Source organism: Enterobacter hormaechei ATCC 49162, assembly GCF_001875655.1.
GTDB classification, from domain to species: Bacteria; Pseudomonadota; Gammaproteobacteria; order Enterobacterales; family Enterobacteriaceae; genus Enterobacter; species Enterobacter hormaechei.
This window is the reverse complement of record NZ_MKEQ01000001.1, coordinates 2,791,354-2,810,802: the sequence shown is the minus strand read 5'-3', so window position 1 is coordinate 2,810,802 and position 19,449 is coordinate 2,791,354. Positions and strand designations below refer to the sequence as shown.

Annotated in this window: 14 protein-coding genes; 7 read left to right on the top strand and 7 right to left on the bottom strand. The window is 57.6% G+C overall.

The window, feature by feature from the left end:
- Nucleotides 1-9: 9 nt before the first annotated feature.
- Nucleotides 10-2,328, top strand: a complete 2,319-nt coding sequence (gene yicI, locus BH712_RS13995) for an alpha-xylosidase (protein WP_006812441.1) — start codon at nt 10-12, stop codon at nt 2,326-2,328.
- Nucleotides 2,329-2,412: 84 nt separating this feature from the next.
- On the opposite strand, the gene BH712_RS13990 is transcribed toward yicI, so the two are convergent.
- Entirely contained in the window at nt 2,413-4,107 is a 1,695-nt protein-coding gene (locus BH712_RS13990) for an AsmA family protein (RefSeq protein ID WP_006812440.1), read from the bottom strand.
- A gap of 119 nt (nt 4,108-4,226) precedes the next feature.
- Nucleotides 4,227-5,618 (bottom strand): xanthine/proton symporter XanP, encoded by a 1,392-nt coding sequence (gene xanP / locus BH712_RS13985; RefSeq protein WP_006812439.1) that lies wholly within the window; start codon nt 5,616-5,618, stop codon nt 4,227-4,229.
- Between the two features lie 223 nt (nt 5,619-5,841).
- On the opposite strand from xanP, the gene gltS reads away from it, so the two are divergent.
- A complete protein-coding gene (gltS, locus tag BH712_RS13980; RefSeq protein ID WP_006812438.1) occupies nt 5,842-7,044 on the top strand; it encodes a sodium/glutamate symporter in 1,203 nt (400 codons plus the stop codon).
- A gap of 3 nt (nt 7,045-7,047) precedes the next feature.
- On the opposite strand, the gene recG is transcribed toward gltS, so the two are convergent.
- From recG to gmk, 5 genes are read right to left on the bottom strand one after another with little or no spacing between them, the layout of a single operon-like run.
- The gene (recG, locus tag BH712_RS13975; protein WP_006812437.1) at nt 7,048-9,129 is read right to left on the bottom strand and encodes an ATP-dependent DNA helicase RecG; all 2,082 of its coding nucleotides are present in this window, start codon (nt 9,127-9,129) and stop codon (nt 7,048-7,050) included.
- A 3-nt stretch (nt 9,130-9,132) separates the two neighbouring features.
- Nucleotides 9,133-9,822 (bottom strand): tRNA (guanosine(18)-2'-O)-methyltransferase TrmH, encoded by a 690-nt coding sequence (trmH, locus tag BH712_RS13970; RefSeq protein WP_006812436.1) that lies wholly within the window; start codon nt 9,820-9,822, stop codon nt 9,133-9,135.
- A gap of 4 nt (nt 9,823-9,826) precedes the next feature.
- Complete coding sequence (gene spoT / locus BH712_RS13965) at nt 9,827-11,941, bottom strand: bifunctional GTP diphosphokinase/guanosine-3',5'-bis pyrophosphate 3'-pyrophosphohydrolase (protein WP_006812435.1); 2,115 nt, start codon at nt 11,939-11,941, stop codon at nt 9,827-9,829.
- Nucleotides 11,942-11,960: 19 nt separating this feature from the next.
- Nucleotides 11,961-12,236 (bottom strand): DNA-directed RNA polymerase subunit omega, encoded by a 276-nt coding sequence (gene rpoZ, locus BH712_RS13960; protein WP_000135058.1) that lies wholly within the window; start codon nt 12,234-12,236, stop codon nt 11,961-11,963.
- Between the two features lie 54 nt (nt 12,237-12,290).
- A complete protein-coding gene (gene gmk, locus BH712_RS13955; RefSeq protein ID WP_006177710.1) occupies nt 12,291-12,914 on the bottom strand; it encodes a guanylate kinase in 624 nt (207 codons plus the stop codon).
- Between the two features lie 250 nt (nt 12,915-13,164).
- Between gmk and ligB the strand changes: the two genes are divergently transcribed.
- The 5 genes from ligB to BH712_RS13930 all read left to right on the top strand — a co-directional run bounded on the left by ligB (nt 13,165) and on the right by BH712_RS13930 (nt 19,425).
- Nucleotides 13,165-14,835: an NAD-dependent DNA ligase LigB gene (gene ligB, locus BH712_RS13950; protein ID WP_032674182.1), complete on the top strand. Its 1,671-nt coding sequence runs from the start codon at nt 13,165-13,167 to the stop codon at nt 14,833-14,835.
- A gap of 706 nt (nt 14,836-15,541) precedes the next feature.
- A complete protein-coding gene (locus BH712_RS13945) occupies nt 15,542-15,838 on the top strand; it encodes a hypothetical protein (protein ID WP_032674168.1) in 297 nt (98 codons plus the stop codon).
- A gap of 115 nt (nt 15,839-15,953) precedes the next feature.
- Entirely contained in the window at nt 15,954-16,598 is a 645-nt protein-coding gene (locus BH712_RS13940; RefSeq protein ID WP_032674181.1) for a YjbF family lipoprotein, read from the top strand.
- A complete protein-coding gene (locus BH712_RS13935) occupies nt 16,595-17,332 on the top strand; it encodes a capsule biosynthesis GfcC family protein (RefSeq protein ID WP_006812431.1) in 738 nt (245 codons plus the stop codon). The genes BH712_RS13940 and BH712_RS13935 overlap by 4 nt, the downstream gene beginning before the upstream one ends.
- A complete protein-coding gene (locus BH712_RS13930) occupies nt 17,332-19,425 on the top strand; it encodes a YjbH domain-containing protein (RefSeq protein ID WP_006812430.1) in 2,094 nt (697 codons plus the stop codon). Before BH712_RS13935 ends, BH712_RS13930 begins: the two co-directional genes overlap by 1 nt.
- Nucleotides 19,426-19,449: the final 24 nt, after the last annotated feature.

Sequence of the window (19,449 nt, the reverse complement as noted above, 5' to 3'; positions counted from 1 at the left end):
GACGTAAGCATGAAAATCAGTGATGGAAACTGGCTTATCCAACCGGGCCTTAACGTGACGTATCCGGTGCAGGTGTTCGACGTGGAGCAGCAGGGCAATGACCTGGTGGTGTATGTGGCGCCGCGTGACGTGCGCGAACGCACCTGGCAGCTTGACACGTTGATGTTCACGGTGCGCCTGTTTGCTCCGCAGGAGGGGATTATCGGGGTGCGCATTGAGCACTTCCAGGGCGCGCTGAATAACGGCCCGCACTATCCGCTGAACGTTCTGAAAGACGTGAAGGTAGAGATTGAAAACAACGCCGAATTTGCCGAGCTGAAAAGCGGCAGCGTCAGCGTGCGTGTCACCAAAGGCGAGTTCTGGGCGCTGGATTTCCTGCGCAACGGCCAGCGTATTACCGGCAGCCAGCTGAAAAACAACGGCTACGTGCAGGACAGCAATACCGATCGCAACTATGTGTTTGAACGTCTGGATCTGGGCGTGGGGGAAACGGTCTACGGTCTGGGCGAGCGCTTTACCGCGCTGGTGCGCAACGGCCAGACGGTCGAAACCTGGAACCGCGACGGGGGCACCAGCACCGAGCAGTCCTACAAAAACATCCCGTTCTACCTGACCAACCGCGGCTACGGCGTGCTGGTGAATCACCCGGAGAACGTCTCGTTTGAAGTGGGTTCCGAGAAAGTCTCCAAAGTGCAGTTCAGCGTGGAAGGGGAATATCTCGAGTACTTTGTGATCGACGGCCCGACGCCGAAAGACGTGCTGAACCGCTATACGCAGTTTACCGGGCGTCCGGCGCTGCCGCCTGCGTGGTCATTCGGTCTGTGGCTGACCACCTCGTTCACCACCAACTACGACGAAGCCACGGTAAACAGCTTTATCGACGGCATGGCCGAGCGCGACCTGCCGCTGCACGTATTCCACTTCGACTGCTTCTGGATGAAGGCCTTCCAGTGGTGCGATTTTGAGTGGGACCCGGTGACCTTCCCGGATCCGGAAGGGATGATCCGCCGCCTGAAGGAAAAAGGGCTGAAGGTCTGCGTGTGGATCAACCCGTACATCGGCCAGAAATCGCCGATCTTCCGGGAACTGAAAGAGAAGGGCTACCTGCTCAAACGCCCGGACGGCTCCCTGTGGCAGTGGGACAAATGGCAGCCGGGGCTGGCGATCTACGACTTCACCAACCCGGACGCGTGTCGGTGGTATGCCGACAAGCTGAAAGGCCTGGTGGAGATCGGGGTGGACTGCTTCAAGACTGACTTTGGCGAGCGTATCCCGACCGACGTTCAGTGGTTCGACGGGTCCGATCCGCAGAAGATGCACAACCACTATGCCTACATCTATAACGAGCTGGTGTGGAACGTGCTGAAAGAGACGGTGGGGGAAGAAGAGGCGGTGCTGTTTGCCCGTTCTGCCTCCGTGGGGGCGCAACAGTTCCCGGTGCACTGGGGCGGCGACTGCTACGCCAACTATGAGTCGATGGCCGAAAGCCTGCGCGGTGGGCTGTCGATTGGGCTGTCCGGCTTCGGGTTCTGGAGCCACGATATCGGCGGGTTCGAAAACACCGCCCCGGCGCACGTCTACAAGCGCTGGTGCGCGTTCGGGCTGTTCTCAAGCCACAGCCGTCTGCACGGCAGCAAATCCTACCGCGTGCCGTGGGCGTACGATGATGAGTCCTGCGACGTGGTGCGCCACTTCACTCAGTTGAAATGTCAGCTGATGCCGTACCTGTATCGTCAGGCGGCGCTGGCCCGCGAGTTCGGTACGCCGATGCTGCGCGCGATGATGCTGGAGTTCCCGGACGATCCGGCGTGCGATTATCTCGACCGCCAGTACATGCTCGGGGATTCAGTGATGGTGGCCCCGGTGTTCTCCGAGGCGGGCGACGTGCAGTTCTACCTGCCGGAAGGGCGCTGGACGCATCTGTGGCACAACGACGAAATCGAGGGCAGCCGCTGGCATAAGCAGCAGCACGATTTCATGAGCCTGCCGGTCTACGTGCGCGACAACACCCTGCTGGCGTTGGGCAACAACAACCAGAAGCCGGACTACGCGTGGCACGAGGGGACAGCCTTCCAGCTATTTAACCTGGACGACGGCGCAACGGCGGTGAGCGAAGTGCCTGCGGCGGACGGTTCCGTTGTGTTTACGCTGAAAGCGTCACGTCAGGGCGACATCGTGACCCTTACCGGCGACGGGGAAGCACGTAACTGGTCCGTCTGCTTGCGCAACGTGCAGAAGGTGAGCGGCGTAAAAGGCGGTTCACATACGGGCAGTGAGTGGGGCGTGGTGGTGAAAGCGCAGGGGGGTGAGGTGGTGGTTCACCTCTGAGCTGGAAAAATGCCCGGTGGCGCTTCGCTTACCGGGCCTACAGGGGATCGTAGGCCGGGTAAGGCATAGCCGCCACCCGGCTGTTTACTGTGCCGGAGCCATCGTCGACACCACTCCGCCCGTCATGGTCTGCTGTACCTGCTGTTTATCCATATTCACCGCGCTCAGCTTGCCGTTCACCGTTGGCTTCAACGGGGCATTCGCCTGTACGCTGCCGCTGGCGGTGAGCTGAATATTGCCGTCGCCCGCAATCGGCAGCGCTGGCCAGCCCCACTGCTGCAAGACGTTGAGCGGTACGCCGCGCCCGTTCAGGCTCACGGTGGTTTGTCGCTGTGGCAGTTGCGAAACGGTGGCGGTCGCTTCCAGGATCCCTTTCTCGGTAAAGGCGCTCAGATCGGTAATATTTACCGTCGCGGCGTTGGCATTCAGCGCCAGCGACGGGCGTCGCACGTCGACGCGGTTAAAGGTTGCTGCCGCCCCGTTCAGGGTTGCGTTACCGCCCCACACGCCCCACTTGTGGTCTTGCGCCAGCCGCAGATTAGCGCCATAACCGTCGAGGGAGGTGATCTGCCACGGGAAAGCAGGATCGATGTCGATCACCAGGTTGCGGCTCAGGCCGAATTTTTTCAGCGTCACACTGTTCAGCCATGCCGGGAGCGGATCCATCCACAGCGTTTTCCAGTTTTCCGGAAGCGTATATTCCAGCCCGGCAATGGCAACGTCGTCCAGCACCAGTGCCTGACCCTCGCGCAGCCAGTTGCCGGAGGTGCGCACCATGCCCCCTTCCCAGCGGGAGGTGAACTGACGCAGCGCAATGCCCTGTGGGGAGAATTCCGCATTCAGGATAGGGTCAAACAGATGCAGCGAGCCGTAGATAAACTCGCTGGCGTTCATGGATAACCGTCCCTCCTGGCTTTGCCAGTCACCTTTACTCAGGGTGAGGTTACGCAGGCTGAGATCAAGGTCGGTTACCGCCCAGTCTGGCCCCTGTAGACGGGCATCGGTCACTTCCAGCCGCCCAATCTGTAACGAAGGCAGCGTGGAGAGAGGGGCGAAGAAATCCAGCAGCGATTTGTCGCTTTGCAGGCGGATCTCATTCAGCCGCAGGGTGTCGATAACCCAGCCACCGTCGGCATTACGCAGGGCCGAACCCGTAAGCGAGCCGCGCGCCATATCGGCACCGATGGTGTTCAGCACCACCTCTTTGCCGTTGAGTTGTCCCTGAATCAGCACGTTGTTGGCCGGTATGCCGTTGAGCGTGAGCGACCCGGCGCTCATCTGGATTTGCGCATTTTTCCCCAGCACGTTCCCCGCCTCGGGCTGCCACGGGCTGACGCCGCCGGTCACCTTTTGCGCACTGAGATCCCACGCCGTGTTCGGGCTGTTAAAGGCCATGTTATTGAGTTGCAGACGGTCGGCCTGGAACGGCAGCGGCGCTGTCTGCGGCGATAAATTCAGCGTGCCATCGAACAGGGTGATGGCGTCCATATGCAGCAGGTCGGTGATCTGGCGGCTGCTTAAGCCAATATCCACTTTTTTAGCGACCAGCGTGGCCGGTTTGCCATCTCGCCCGAAGGTGACATTTTCCAGAAGGATGTGAGAAGGGGATGAAAAGCGGTGATCCATCAGGTCAAAGTTAAGCTCGTAATCGGTATTTACCGTGATCCAGCTACTGACCTGCGATGCGCCCCAGCGGGTCTGGAGCAGAAAATAGAAGGCGAGCACTACAATGAGCAGGGCTACCAGAAGAGAGATAAGCAGCTTTCCAATAAATTTCATGGTCTTCCTTCCCGCGAAACGCACATAAGGGTGTTATGCACGATTTATGCGCAATGCTCAAGGCGGGAATGGTGTAAAGAGATGTCACGGCAGGCATTGACAGCCTGCCGTGTGGGGGATCAGTTCTTTTCAGGCGGGAAAATGAGATTCAGCACGATAGCGGTAATACCGCCCGCGGCAATGCCGGAAGAGAGCAGGTTTTTCACCCAGTCCGGGGCAAATTGCAAAATCAACGGCTGCTGGGAAACGCCAAGCCCTACGGCGAGAGACAGCGCGATAATCATGATAGCGCGGCGGTTCAGCGGCTCGCGTGAAACAATACGCACGCCGGAGGCGGCGATGGTGCCAAACATGACCAGCGTCGCGCCACCCAGTACCGGCTCGGGAATGTGCTGGACAAAGCCGCTCACCGCCGGGAACAGGCCGAGGACCACCAGCATCAGCGCCACCACGAAGCCCACGTAGCGGCTGGCCACGCCGGTCAGCTGGATCACGCCGTTGTTCTGGCCGAAGCAGGAGTTCGGGAAGGTGTTGAACACCGCCGAGACAAACGAGTTCAGACCGTTCGCCAGCACGCCGCCCTTCAGACGCTTCATATACAGCGGGCCAGAGACCGGCTGCTCGGATACGTCGGAGGTGGCAGTGATATCGCCAATGGTTTCCAGCGAGGTGATCATAAAGACCAGCATCAGCGGCAGGAGCAGGCTCCAGTCAATGCCCAGACCGTAGTAAAGCGGCGTTGGCACGGTAATCAACGCGCTGTTGGTCGGTGCGGTGTTTTCCGGCAGCATACCCATCGCCCACGCCAGCAGGTAACCGGCCGCCATGGCGATCACCAGCGATGCCACGCGCAGATACGGGTTACGCTGGCGGTTAAGCAGAATAATGATCGCCAGCACCACCCCTGCCAGCAGCAGGTTTTTTGGCGCGCCGAAGGTGTGGTCGTTCATTGCCGCGTAGCCGCCACCGATGGAGGTCAGACCCACCTGAATCAGCGACAGGCCGATAATCATCACCACCACGCCGGAGACCAGCGGGGTGATCACGCGGCGCGCCAGGTGCAGAACGCGGGAGATGATCATCTCTGTGCAGCTTGCCAGCATGAGGGTGCCGAAAAGCGCTGCCATCATGGTCGGGACATCTGCGCCGCCGGTTTTCAGTGCCGTGCCGCCCATGATCAGCGGCGCCACGAAGTTAAAGCTGGTGCCCTGAATCGACAGTAACCCCGAACCCACCGGACCCCACGCTTTAATTTGAATAATGGAGGCCACGCCGGAAGCGAACAGCGACATACTGATGATATGTTGGGTATCCTGTGCCGGTAACCCCAGCGCCTGGCAAATCAACAGCGCCGGCGTAATGACCGCAACGAACATCGCCAGCAGATGCTGGCAGGCGGCAAAGAGGGTCTGAGGCAACGGGGGACGATCTTCAAGGCGGTAAATCAGTTCGCTGTTTTGCTTCTGCGCAATCGGTTGCGCATCAGAAGACTCCAGAGTGTTAACAGACATCGGCGGCAATCCCACGGTGGAAAAGCGGGCATTTTATCTGACCACCTGGTAAAAGCAAACGATTGCCAGCAAAAAAAGAGAGAAAATCTGCCGATGTGAGCAGGTTTTCTACAACGAAGAGGAAAAAAAAATTACACTTTTCGCGCCGGTGGCTCATGACGAGTGTAACCCGGCCCAGGATAACGCCGCGTGTGTATGGAACACGCGCATAACAGGAGCCTCTATGATTCATCTCGATACGTTATCGACCCTTGTTGCTGCAACGCTGGTTCTTCTGCTTGGTCGCAAGCTGGTACACAGTGTTTCCTTTCTGAAAAAGTACACCATTCCTGAACCTGTCGCCGGTGGATTGCTGGTGGCGCTGGCCCTGCTGGTACTGAAAAAAAGCATGGGCTGGGAAATCGATTTTGATATGTCCCTGAAAGATCCGTTGATGCTGGCCTTCTTTGCCACAATCGGCCTGAACGCCAACCTCGCAAGCCTTCGTTCGGGCGGCAAGGTGCTGGGCGTGTTTCTGATTGTCGTGGTGGGCCTGCTGCTGATGCAAAACGCCATCGGTATCGGTATGGCGTCATTGCTGGGGCTGGATCCGCTGATGGGTCTGCTGGCGGGGTCGATTACCCTGTCAGGCGGCCACGGAACGGGCGCGGCGTGGAGCAAGCTGTTCATCGAACGCTATGGCTTTGAAAACGCAACGGAAGTGGCGATGGCCTGCGCGACCTTTGGCCTGGTGCTCGGCGGGCTGATTGGCGGCCCGGTGGCGCGCTATCTGGTTAAACACTCCACCACGCCGGAAGGCAGACCAGACGATGAAATGGTGCCGACCGCCTTCGAAAAACCGGACGTTGGCCGCAGCATCACCTCGCTGGTAATGATTGAAACCATCGCCATGATTGCTATCTGTCTCACCGTGGGCAAAATTGTTGCGCAATGGCTGGCGGGAACGGCTTTCGAACTGCCAACCTTTGTCTGCGTGCTGTTTATCGGGGTGATCCTGAGCAACGGTCTGGCGCAGATGGGCTTCTACCGCGTCTTTGAGCGCGCGGTGTCCGTGCTCGGGAACGTTAGCCTGTCGCTGTTCCTGGCGATGGCGCTGATGAGCCTCAAGCTGTGGGAACTGGCCTCGCTGGCGCTGCCGATGGTGGCGATCCTGGCGGTGCAGGCTGTGTTCATGGCGCTGTACGCCATCTTTGTTACCTGGCGCATGATGGGCAAAAACTATGATGCGGCGGTACTGGCTGCGGGTCACTGTGGATTTGGTCTGGGAGCGACACCAACGGCCATCGCGAATATGCAAGCGATCACCGAACGGTTCGGCCCGTCGCATATGGCGTTTCTGGTGGTGCCGATGGTGGGCGCATTCTTCATTGATATCGTCAACGCGCTGGTCATTAAGCTTTACCTGATGCTGCCGATGTTTGGCTGACCGTCAGGCGTTGGAATACCGCTCGGTTTCCGGCATCCAGCGTTCAATTAACGCTGCCGCCTGTTCGGGGTAGCGTTCATGAATATGACGCGCAAGGCGTTGTACTTCGGGGATCATGGCCTGATCGCGCAGCAAATCCGCCACTTTAAATTCGGCGTTACCCGTCTGACGCGTGCCCAGCAGTTCGCCCGGGCCGCGGATCTCCAGGTCTTTTTGCGCAATAACGAAGCCGTCATTGCTGTCGCGTAATACCTGCAAACGCATCTGCGCGGTTTTCGACAGCGGGGCTTTATACAGCAGTACGCAGTGAGAGGCGATTGCGCCACGACCCACGCGGCCTCGCAGCTGGTGGAGCTGTGCCAGGCCCAGACGCTCCGGGTTCTCAATAATCATCAGGCTGGAGTTTGGCACGTCCACGCCCACTTCGATGACCGTGGTCGCAACGAGTAAATGCAGCTCACCCTGTTTGAACGACTGCATCACCGCCTGCTTCTCGGCAGGCTTCATGCGCCCGTGAACCAGACCGACGTTCAGCTCCGGCAGGGCGAGCTTTAACTCTTCCCACGTGGCTTCGGCAGCCTGCGCTTCCAGCAACTCCGACTCTTCAATCAGGGTGCAGACCCAGTACGCCTGACGCCCTTCCTGCGTACAGGCGTTGCGCACGCGGTCAATGATGTCGCTGCGGCGCGTGTCCGGAATGGCGACCGTCGTCACCGGCGTACGGCCAGGCGGCAGCTCGTCGATGGTGGAGGTATCCAGATCGGCATAGGCCGTCATCGCCAGGGTGCGCGGAATAGGCGTGGCGGTCATGATCAGCTGATGCGGGTGGAAGCCCTGTTGCAGACCTTTCTCCCACAGCGCCAGACGCTGATGAACACCAAAGCGGTGCTGTTCGTCGATAATGACCAGCGCCAGGCCGTTAAACTGCACCTGTTCCTGGAAAATGGCGTGCGTGCCGACAATCATCTGCACCTGCCCGCTGGCAATGGCTTCCTGCTGCGCAAGGCGTGCTTTGCCCTTCTGCTTCCCGGCCAGCCAGCCCACTTCGATTCCCAGCGGGGCGAACCAGTTACGGAAATTGTTGGCGTGCTGCTCGGCCAGCAGTTCCGTCGGCGCCATCAGCGCCACCTGCTTGCCATGGGCGATGGCGCGTAAAGCAGCCAGCGCGGCGACCAGCGTTTTCCCGGAACCCACGTCGCCCTGCACCAGGCGCATCATCGGCACATCCAGCGCCATATCGCGCTCGATCTCGGCAGTCACCCGTGCCTGGGCGCCGGTGGGTTTAAACGGCAGTGAGGCCAGCAGCTTATCTTTGAGCTCATCACGCTGGCTTAATGGCTGCGCGTGGAAACGCTGCGCACCTGCGCGCAGTGCCAGCATGCTCAGATTATGAGCCAGTAATTCCTCAAGGATAAGACGCCGTTGGGCGGGGTGTTTACCGCTTTCTAAATCAACAAGCTGAAGCGTTGGCGGTGGACGGTGCAGGGTGCGCAACGCCTCTGGCAGGCTCATCATCCCCTGCGCCAGTTCCGGTGGCAGCAGCTCGTTAATGGCGCAGGTATCGAGCAGCTCCAGCGCCTGGTCGGTGAGCTTGCGCAACGTGGCCTGCTTAATACCTTCGGTGGTTGGATAGACCGGCGTGAGCGTCTCCTGTAGCTCCGGTGAGCTGAGATCGCCCTGCACGCGGTATTCCGGGTGGATCATCTCCGCGCCGTATTTGCCTCGTTTGGCTTCGCCGTACGCGAGCACACGTCGTCCAGTGGCAAGGCTGTTTTTCATCGCCGCATTGAAGTTGAAAAAGCGCATGGTGAGAATGCCGGTGCCGTCGCTGATCTGGCAGGTCATCATCCTGCGTCCGCCAAAGGTGATGTTGCAGTTCAGCACTTCCCCTTCAACGGTGGCATAAATGGCAGGCAGCAGATCGCCAATCTTATAAAGCTGGGTGCGGTCTTCGTAACGCAGGGGGAGGTGGAGCAGGAGATCCTGCACGGTATGCAGGTCAATCTTCGCCAGTTTACTGCTTTGTGCCGCGCCCACACCCGTCAGGCTGTTGAGCGGTATGGCGTCCAGCAGGCGGCCTTTCATGGTTTACCCTGCGTACTGCATGGTGGACCACCACTCGGCATCGGCTTCAATTTCGCCCTGCGCGTTGACGTGGGGGTAAGGCAATTTCTTCTGCTTCGCAACGCGAGCCAGCACCGGATAGCCACCTTCAAACAGCAGGCGCTGCTGTTCATCTTCCGGCAGCATGCTGTTGCTGCGCTCGTACATTCCGGCGTTCTGACGCTGGCGCTGCGCTTCATACAGGATCAGCGCAGAGGCGACCGACACGTTCAGTGACTGGACCATGCCGATCATCGGGATGATGATATCCCGATCGGCTAAATCCAGTGCTTCCTGGGTGATCCCCGTTTTCTCCTGTCCCATCAAAATGCAGGTCGGACGGGTATAGTCGATCTCACGGAAATCCACGGCTTTTTCTGAGAGGTGGGTTGCCAGAACCTGCATACCACGCCCTTTCAGGTGTGAGACCGCTTCACCAATGGTCTGGTGAGTTTTGACGGATACCCAGCTGTTGCTGCCTGCGGCGGTGGAGGCCATGGTGCGCATACGTGTGCCGGGCCAGACGGCGTGGACTTCATGCACGCCGACGGCATCTGCGGTGCGGACGATAGCAGAGACGTTATGAGGTTTATGGACCTGCTCCATGCAGACCGTCAGATCAGGCTGACGCCTGGCGAGCATTTCGCAGATTCGCTCGTAACGTTTTGAATTCATGATGCTAGTTTCTATTACGGGTGACTTTAATGACATCCGGCATCACGCGGATCTTGCGCATAATATTGGCCAGATGCACGCGGTCACGGGCGGTCAGGCGAATAAAGGCGCTGTAAACTCGACCATCTTTTTCTTCCGTATTCAGGCTCTGAATGTTGGAGGAGGCCGTGTTGATCGCTGCCGTCAGGTTCGCCAGTGCACCCTGGTGGTTGAACATATCCACCTTGATTTCAGTGATAAATTCCTGCGCCGTCTCTTTATCCCACTCGACCGCCATGAACTTCTCAGGCTCTTTCTGGTAGCCACGGATGTTACGGCAGGATTCGTGGTGGATCACCAGCCCTTTACCCGGGCTGACGTGCGCAATAATCGGGTCGCCCGGGATAGGACGGCAGCATTTGGCGAAGGTGATGAGCACCCCGTCAGCGCCTTTGATCGGCAGGTGACCATGATTTTGCGTGTTGGCTGGAACGGCTGTCGTTTCGCCTTGTTGCAGGTTCTTCGCCACAACCACGCTCATGGCGTTGCCGAGGCCAATCTCTGCCAGCAGGTCATCCAGCGAGGCGAGCTTCATGCGCTCAAGCTCATGCTGAATGTTCTCAGGCGGGATCTCGGCCAGTTTGCGGCTGCCACCCAGCGCATGATTGAGCAGACGACGCCCCAGGCTGACGGAATCATCGCGCTTGAGGTTTTTCAACAACTGGCGGATTTTTGCGCGCGCTTTTGAACTTACAACAAAGTTCAGCCAGGCGGCGTTAGGACGTGCGCCCGGCGCGGTAATGATCTCCACCGTCTGCCCGCTAAAGAGCGGCTGAGACAGCGGATAAGGCTGCCTGTCGACGCGGGCACCTACGCAGGCATGGCCGATATCGGTATGCACGGCGTAAGCGAAGTCGACCGGCGTCGCGCCCGCAGGCAGTTCGACAATGCGCCCTTCCGGCGTGAAAACGTAAATCTCATCCGGGAAGAGATCGGATTTAACGCTCTCGATAAATTCAAACGAACTACCTGCACTCTGTTGCAGCTCCAGCAGGCTCTGCATCCAGCGCTGGGCACGGATTTGCGCAGTGGTGCTGCTTTCGCCGCCGTGCTCTTTATAAGCCCAGTGCGCCGCGACACCCATCTCCGCCATCTGATCCATATCTTCGGTACGAATTTGCACCTCAACAGGGACGCCGTGCGGGCCAATCATGGAGGTATGCAAAGATTGATATCCGTTCGCTTTTGGAATGGCGATGTAATCTTTGACGCGCCCCGGACGTGGCTTGTACAGGCTGTGCATCTGCCCCAGCACGCGGTAGCAGGTATCAGAGTCATGGACGATCACGCGGAACGCGTAAATATCCATGATCGAGTGAAAACGCTGCTCTTTGAGCACCATTTTGCAGTAGATAGAGTACAAATGCTTTTCACGACCGCTCACGCGGCATGGAATACCGGCTTCCTGCAAACGCCCTTCGATTTCAGAGAGGATTTTTTGAATCATCTCTTTACGGTTACCGCGAGCGGCTTTAACCACCTCTTTAATCACGCGGTAGCGGTTTGGGTACAACGCTTCAAAACCCAGCTCTTCCAGCTCGGTTTTAATGTGATGAATACCTAAACGGTGCGCCAGCGGACTGTAGATTTCGAGGGTTTCACGGGCGATGCGGCGACGCTTATCCGGGCGAAGTGAGCCCAGCGTGCGCATGTTATGGGTGCGGTCAGCAAGTTTGATGAGAATGACGCGGATATCCTGCACCATCGCCATGATCATCTTGCGAAAGTTTTCGGCCTGCGCCTCTTTCTTGTCGCGGAATTTCAGCTTATCAAGCTTAGAGACCCCTTCCACCAGCTCGGCAACGCTTTTGCCAAACAGCTGTTCCATGTCCTGGTAGGTGGCAGGGGTATCTTCGATCACGTCATGCAGCAGGGCGGCCATCAGCGTTTCGTAGTCGAGTTTCATCTCGGCCAGAATACAGGCCACCGCTACCGGGTGCGTGATGTAGGGTTCACCGCTTGAACGTGTCTGGCCCTCGTGAGCGTCACGTGCAACGAGATACGCCTGCTGAAGACGCTTAATCTGGTCTTCAGGCAGGTAGGTTTGAATCAGTTGATTCAGGCTTTCAAACAGATACAAGGGCGACCCGCAGGTTTAATTAACGACGACCTTCAGCAATAGCGGTAACAGCTTGTAATTCAGCGGCTTCCTGCTCTTGCTGCTCCTGGCGCTCACGCACGTCGAGGATCTGATTGTTGATCAGACCTTCTTCGATTTCGCGAAGTGCAATAACGGTGGTTTTATCGTTTTCTTCCGGTACCAGCGGATCTTTACCGCCTACCTGCATCTGACGAGCGCGACGCGCGGCGACCAGCACCAGGTCAAAACGGTTACCAATTTTCTCTACAGCGTCCTGAACAGTTACGCGTGCCATACTTAAAATGCTCCACAGGTGAAGAAATGACTGGGCATGATACTGAAAGTGGGTTCAGTCTGCCAACAGTTTGGTGATTAATGCGTCATGTCGCTGCTTCTGGCGGCTCATACGCAGACGTTCTGCGCGAAGGATAGTTTTGAGATCGCTCAGCGCGGCATCAAAATCATCATTCACAATAAGGTAATCATATTCCGCGTAATGGCTCATTTCTGCAACAGCCTGCGCCATACGCTTCGCGATAACTTCTTCGCTATCCTGGCCGCGACCACGCAGGCGGCGATCCAGTTCATCTTTCGATGGCGGTAAAATAAAGATACTGCGCGAATCAGGCATTTTCTTACGAATTTGCTGCGCGCCCTGCCAGTCGATATCCAGGAACACGTTCACGCCGGTCGCCAGAACCTGCTCAATGGTTTCACGCGAGGTACCGTAGTAGTTACCGAATACTTCTGCGTGTTCAAGAAACGCATCTCTGCCAATCATCGCCCTGAATTCGTCGTGATTCACAAAGAAATAGTGTTCACCGTGCACTTCACCCGGACGCGGTGCTCGCGTGGTGTGAGAAACAGAAACCTGCGTATCGTACAACGGTTGGGTTTTTAACAGTGCCTGAATAAGGCTGGATTTACCCGCGCCACTAGGGGCAGAAACAATATAAAGCGTGCCTTGAGCCATGAGAGTCTTTTGTATGTGTTAACGAAGAAGTCCTACATACGGGCTTATTATACACGTCGCCGCTGTGTGACGTAGCCTTTGTCACACTTTTTCCCGTGGATGATTAAATTTTGCGTGCCGTTTTCAGCTTTTCCCTTCCTTTTGCTGCAACAAAAACAATGCGCTGAAGCGCGCTCGTAAAATGCATTTTTGCAGCTGGTCTGCGGCGGGCGGGCAGGGTATACCCTTCGCAAAACAGGGAGGGATAATGATGGTGAGATGGATAAGCATACTGATGATCTTCTTAAGCAGCGGGGCGATGGCAATCTGCCCGGTCTGGTCACCGGCTAAAGCCGGGCAGGAGATCGCGGCCCTGAAGGCGCAGCTGACCCGCTGGAATGATGATTACTGGAAGCAGGGCAGCAGCGAGGTAAGCGACGACGTTTACGACAGGCTTAACGCCCGCTTAAAACAGTGGCAGCGCTGTTTTCACGATGAGCCGCTGCACGACGATCTCCCTGCCGCCAGCGGGACGGTGAAGCATCCTTTCGCCCATACTGGCGTGCATAAAGTAGAAAGCCAGCAGGCGCTTAGCCGCTGGATGGCGACGCAGCAGGATCTCTGGGTCCAGCCAAAGGTGGATGGCGTAGCGGTCACCCTGGTTTACAAAAACGGCAAGCTGGCGCAGGCGATTAGCCGGGGCGACGGTTTACAGGGGGAAGAGTGGACGGCACAGGCGCGAATGATCTCCGCTATCCCGCAAACGCTGACCGGGCCGCTTGCCAACAGCGTGTTGCAGGGTGAACTTTTTCTGCTGCGCGAGGGGCATATCCAGCAGCGGATGGGCGGTATGAACGCGCGTGCGAAGGTGGCAGGAGCGATGATGCGCGCCACCGATCGCGCAGCGCTGAAGCAGACAGGCATTTTTATCTGGGCCTGGCCGAACGGCCCAAAAACGATGAAGGCACGCCTTTCCGCGCTGGCGGAGGCAGGTTTTACCCTGACGGCGCGCTATACCCTACCGGTAAAAAACGCGGCTGACGTGGAGGCGCAGCGGGCGGCCTGGTTTAAGGCTTCGCTACCGTTTGCCACGGATGGCATCGTGGTCCGCGCCTCCGCAGAGCCGCCGGGCGAGCAGTGGCTGCCGGGTGAAGGGAGCTGGGTCGTCGCATGGAAATACCTTCCTGTGGCCCAGGTGACGGAAGTCAAAGCAATCCACTTTACCGTGGGACGTACCGGGCGGATCACCGCGATTGCGCAGCTTGAGCCGCTGATGCTCGACGACAAACGCGTACAGCGCGTCAGCCTGGGGTCGGTTAACCGCTGGCAGAGGCTGGATATTGCCCCCGGCGATCAGGTGCTGGTAAGCCTGGCGGGACAAGGTATTCCCCGGCTGGATAACGTGGTGTGGCGCAATGTCGATCGCCGTAAACCGCAGCCACCCTCATCGCGCTATAACGGCTTAACCTGTTTCTACGCCTCCCCGGAATGCATGGAGCAATTCTTTGCCCGGCTGACGTGGTTAAGCTCGAGACAGGCGTTAGATATCGAAGGAATAGGTGAATCAGGATGGCGGACCCTCTATCAGGCGCATCGGTTTGAGCACCTCTTCTCCTGGTTACAGCTCACGCAGGAGCAACTCACCGCGACGCCGGGGATATCAGCAACGCATGGCGCTGCGCTATGGCATCAGTTTAACCTGGCGCGGGAGCGTCCTTTTATCCGCTGGAGCACCGCGATGGGAATACCGCTGGCCCGGTCGACGCTCAAGGCGGCAGGGGATCGCACCTGGCAGGCGCTGATTCAGCGAAGCGAAGCGGAGTGGCGGAGGCTGCCGGGTGTCGGACAGGAGAAGGCCCGCCAGATCGTCAACTGGCTGCATCAGCCCCAGATTGATGCGCTGGCGAAGTGGCTGGCCGCAGAGCACATCGGTGGATTTTAATTTGCGTGCGCTTCTGGACAGTCTGGCGAGGGGCGCACAATTCCGCAGCCGTGAAAAAGCGTCTTTATGACACGCGTTTATATACGCAGTAATTATGAATATAAATAAAACATTCATGGTAAATATATTTTGAGAGAATATTATCCCTGAACCTGATTTCAGAATTTGTTCTGTTTTGGTTTTTATTTTTTTTAGACGACTGGCTTAATTGATCTCAATCACTATTAATCGAGAGCAGTAGCCAGCAATGAAGGTGTTATTGGCGATGCAGCCTGAAAGTGACTCATGATGTTTTCTGTTATTTCATTGTGTTAGCTGAGCTGTTAATAGCGTATTGCGTTTTTCCCTGGTTAACACTTGGTCATATTTATTCTGGCGGAAATCATTGCGTCAAATTATTATAAGAATTATCTTATCCAAAATTTTTAAGGTAGTTACCGCTGGGGTGCAATTTGCATCACATCTGCGTTTTCCTTTCTTTTTGCGCCCCGTGAGGGAGTTAACTATCTGAACTCCAATTGAAGCCATTAAGGGTATCGAAATATATCCTGGCGGTTTATATGCGCTGGTGTTCAGAGCCCAGGGCTTTTACATGGATGATTTTCCGTCCCTGTCGGGTCGGGATTCAGCCCCGGGCTTTATGCCCGTTAACCGGGACCTGGTTTCCAGGTGCTCATCTTTTCCTTCATTTGAATGAGGACCAAAAATGAAAAGGACGCTTTGTACAGTGCTGACGGCACTCACGCTGGCGACTGCCCTGCCTGCTATGGGCGCTACCACCGAAGCAGGTAGCACCAGTGCAGCAACGACCGGAACAACAACCGGAGCAACGGTGGGAACCACCGCTGGCACCACGGGGGGATTGGCAGCAGGCGCGATTGGAACAACCGCTGTAGTCACCACCGCTGCGATTGCCGGTGTAGCGACGTTAGCCGTTGTCGCGGCAAGCGACAGTGGCGATGACTCAGGCAATGGTACTTCAACGACGACAGTAACCCGCTAAGGCTGGTGCGCAAGGCGATGCAGCCTTGTGCTGAACAGCGCAACGACTTGACCCGGTGGCGATATCAAAGCCGGGTATTTAATTGATTTCAATGTTATTTAATAAAGGATTCCTGGTGAGACTGTTTATTCTGCTCATCATGATTCTGCTGATCCAGGGATGTACGCCGAGCCAGCAGAGCATAATTGAGACCTTTAACGCCAGCCTGGACGGGCGCCAGGATGTGACGGTAACGGACGGTCAGATTCAGGCGCTCCCTTACTCAACCATGTACCTGCGTCTTGATGATGGCCCGAGGATCCTGGTGGTTCTCGGATATATCGAACAGGGAAACAGTAAATGGTTATCGCAGGATAATGCGATGATCGTCACGCATAACGGTCGCCTTATCCGCACGCTCAAGCTCCCTTATAACCTGCTTGAGGTAACAAACCTTGAGCACGATCCGCTGCGCCACACGCCGCAGCTCCACAACGGCAGCCAGTGGTCGCGCGATGTGCGCTGGCAAGAGGAGGGGCGGCATCGCTCCGCACACCTGACCTCGCACTTCTCTTTGAGTGGAACAGAAAACCTGACCATTGCCGGAAACACGCTACGTTGTCAGGTCTGGCAGGAGACGGTGCAGGCCGACGGCCTCGATCGTCGCTGGCATAACACCTTCTGGATTGATTCCGCCACCGGCCAGGTACGGCAGAGTGAACAGATGCTCGGCGCTGGCGTATTTCCTGTCGCCATGACGATGTTGAAGCCCGCCCCATGAACGGACACAAAAAATGGTTACCAGGCGTAGGGCTATCTCTCTTCAGCCTGTCCGCCTTAGGTGCAAGCGTGGTTACCGTGCATCAGCCGGGAAAAACGTGGTCTGCTGAACAGGCCGATACGCTCTCCCGACTGGTCACCCAGCCGCAGTTTAACAACGTCTGGTGGCAGGGGGCAGCGATCGCAACCCCTTCCGCCACGCGGCGCGCACAACAGACGCAACAGCAGGTACTGGCGCTGCTTACAGCCTGGCAGAATCGCGCCAATGACGAGCGGGCCGCGACCGTGCGCGCTGTCGCTGCACAAATCCGATCCCTGCGGATCGTCGGACGGCAGTTTGTCAACCTCGATCCAGACGCCGTGCGTACCGACGCCCACGGCGATCGTCCCCTGGAAGGCCGTTACGATCTGTGGCTTTCGCCTGCACCCCGCACCGTTACGCTGATGGGGGCGGTCGCAACGCCGGGAAAACGGGCCTGGCGACCGGGCGCAAGCATTCGGGATTACTTACAGGGGCAGCCGCGGCTGGCCGGTGCTGACAGGAATAACGTGACCGTGATCGATCCGGACGGCAGTACGGTTGTTGCGCAGGTGGGGTACTGGAACGCACGCCATATCGAAGCAGAGCCGGGCGCTGTTTTGTGGGTGGGGTTTGATCCCCGGGCGGTGCCGGATGATTTTACCGGGCTGAATGAGCAAATCGTTGCGCTCCTGACGCGGCGGATACCTGACTAATGAACAAACTTTTTTTACTGAGCGGCCTTGCTCTGGCGATCTCTTCTGCCTGCCACGCGGAGCTGCGTACCTGGCCCGATCCGACTGGACCTTCGCAGTCCGACTTTGGCGGCACCGGCCTGATGCAAATGCCCGACGCGCGCTTTGGCCGGGAAGGGGAATTCAGCGTCAATTACCGCGATAACGACCAGTACCGTTTTTACTCCTCTTCGGTCGTCCTCTTCCCGTGGCTGGAAGGGACGATCCGTTATACCGACGTCCGCACACGCAAATACAGCGGCGACGAGGATTTCAGCGGCGATCAAAGCTACAAGGATAAGTCGTTCGACTTTAAGGTTCGTCTGTGGGAAGAGGACTACAGCCTGCCGCAGGTGGCACTCGGCAAGCGTGATATTGCAGGCACTGGCCTGTTCGACGGTGAATATCTGGTTGCCAGCAAAATGGCCGGACCGGTCGATTTTACCTTTGGAATAGCCTGGGGATATCCCGGTAATAGCGATAACGTGGGCAACCCGCTTTGCCACGACAACAATAAGTATTGCACCCGCGCCGAGTCGCATGATGCCGGGGATATCAGCTTTAGCGATATGTTTCGTGGTCCGGCGTCGCTGTTTGGCGGCCTACAGTATCAGACGCCCTGGCAGCCCCTGCGCCTGAAGCTGGAGTATGACGGCAACAATTATGCCGATGATTTTGCCGGCTCCCTTAAGCAGTCGAGCCATATCAACGTGGGGGCGGTCTATCGAGTTGCCGACTGGGCCGATCTCAATCTCAGCTATGAGCGCGGCAATACGCTGATGTTTGGCTTTACCCTGCGGACCAACTTCAACGACCTGCGCCCTGCGCTGCGTGATAACCCGAAACCGGCCTGGCAACCGGCACCGACAGGCGAGACGCTGGACTATACCTCGGCGGCAAACCAGCTCACCGCGCTTAAGTACAACGCAGGCTTCGATGCGCCGGAGATCCTTCAGCACGGCAATACCTTATACGTGACCGGCGAACAGTATCGCTATCGCGATCCGCGCGAAGCGGTGGATCGCGCCAACCGTATTCTGATCAATAACCTGCCTGATGGGGTCGACACGATCGCTATCACCCAGCAGCGTGACCATCTGCCGCTGGTCACGACGCAAACCGATGTCGCCAGCCTGCGCAAACAGCTGATCGGGCAACCGCTCGGTCAGGAGGAGACGCTGAAGCAGCAGCGCGTCGAGCCTGTGGATACCACAGCGTTCGGGCGCGGCTACCGTATTCGCGCCGATCGCTTCAGCTACAGCGTCAAACCGACGCTGGCGCAGTCGCTGGGCGGTCCGGAAGATTTCTATATGTTCCAGGTGGGCGTGATGGCCAGCGCCAACTACTGGCTGACCGACCGTCTGCTGCTCGACGGCGGCGTGTTCGCCAACCTTTATAACAACTACGACAAGTTCAAATCCTCGCTACTCCCCGCAGATTCCAGCCTGCCGCGCGTCAGAACCCACATTCGCGATTACGTCAGCAATGACGTCTACATCAACAACTTACAGGCCAACTATGTCGATGCGCTGGGGCACGGCTTCTATGCCCAGATTTATGGCGGCTACCTCGAAACCATGTACGGCGGTGTGGGTGCAGAGGCGCTCTGGCGTCCGCTGGATAACGACTGGGCGCTGGGCGTGGATGCGAACTACGTCAAACAGCGCGACTGGGACGACATGATGCGCTTTACCGATTACAGCGTGCCAACCGGATTTATCACCGCTTACTGGAACCCGGCGAAGCTCAACAGTGTGCTGATGAAGCTGAGCGTCGGGCAGTACCTGGCGAAGGATAAAGGCGCCACCCTCGACGTCGCGAAGCGATTCGACAGCGGCGTGACGGTAGGCGTCTGGGCGGCGCTGACGAACGTCTCGAAAGAGGATTATGGCGAAGGCGGCTTTAGCAAAGGCTTCTACATCTCGATCCCGCTTGATCTGATGACGATCGGCCCAAACCGCAACCGGGCGGTGGTCTCGTGGACGCCTCTTACGCGTGATGGCGGCCAGATGTTAGGCCGTAAATACCAGCTCTATGACATGACGTCAGAACGCGAAACCCCGGTAGGGCAGTAGTACCGGATGAATTAGGCATTACTT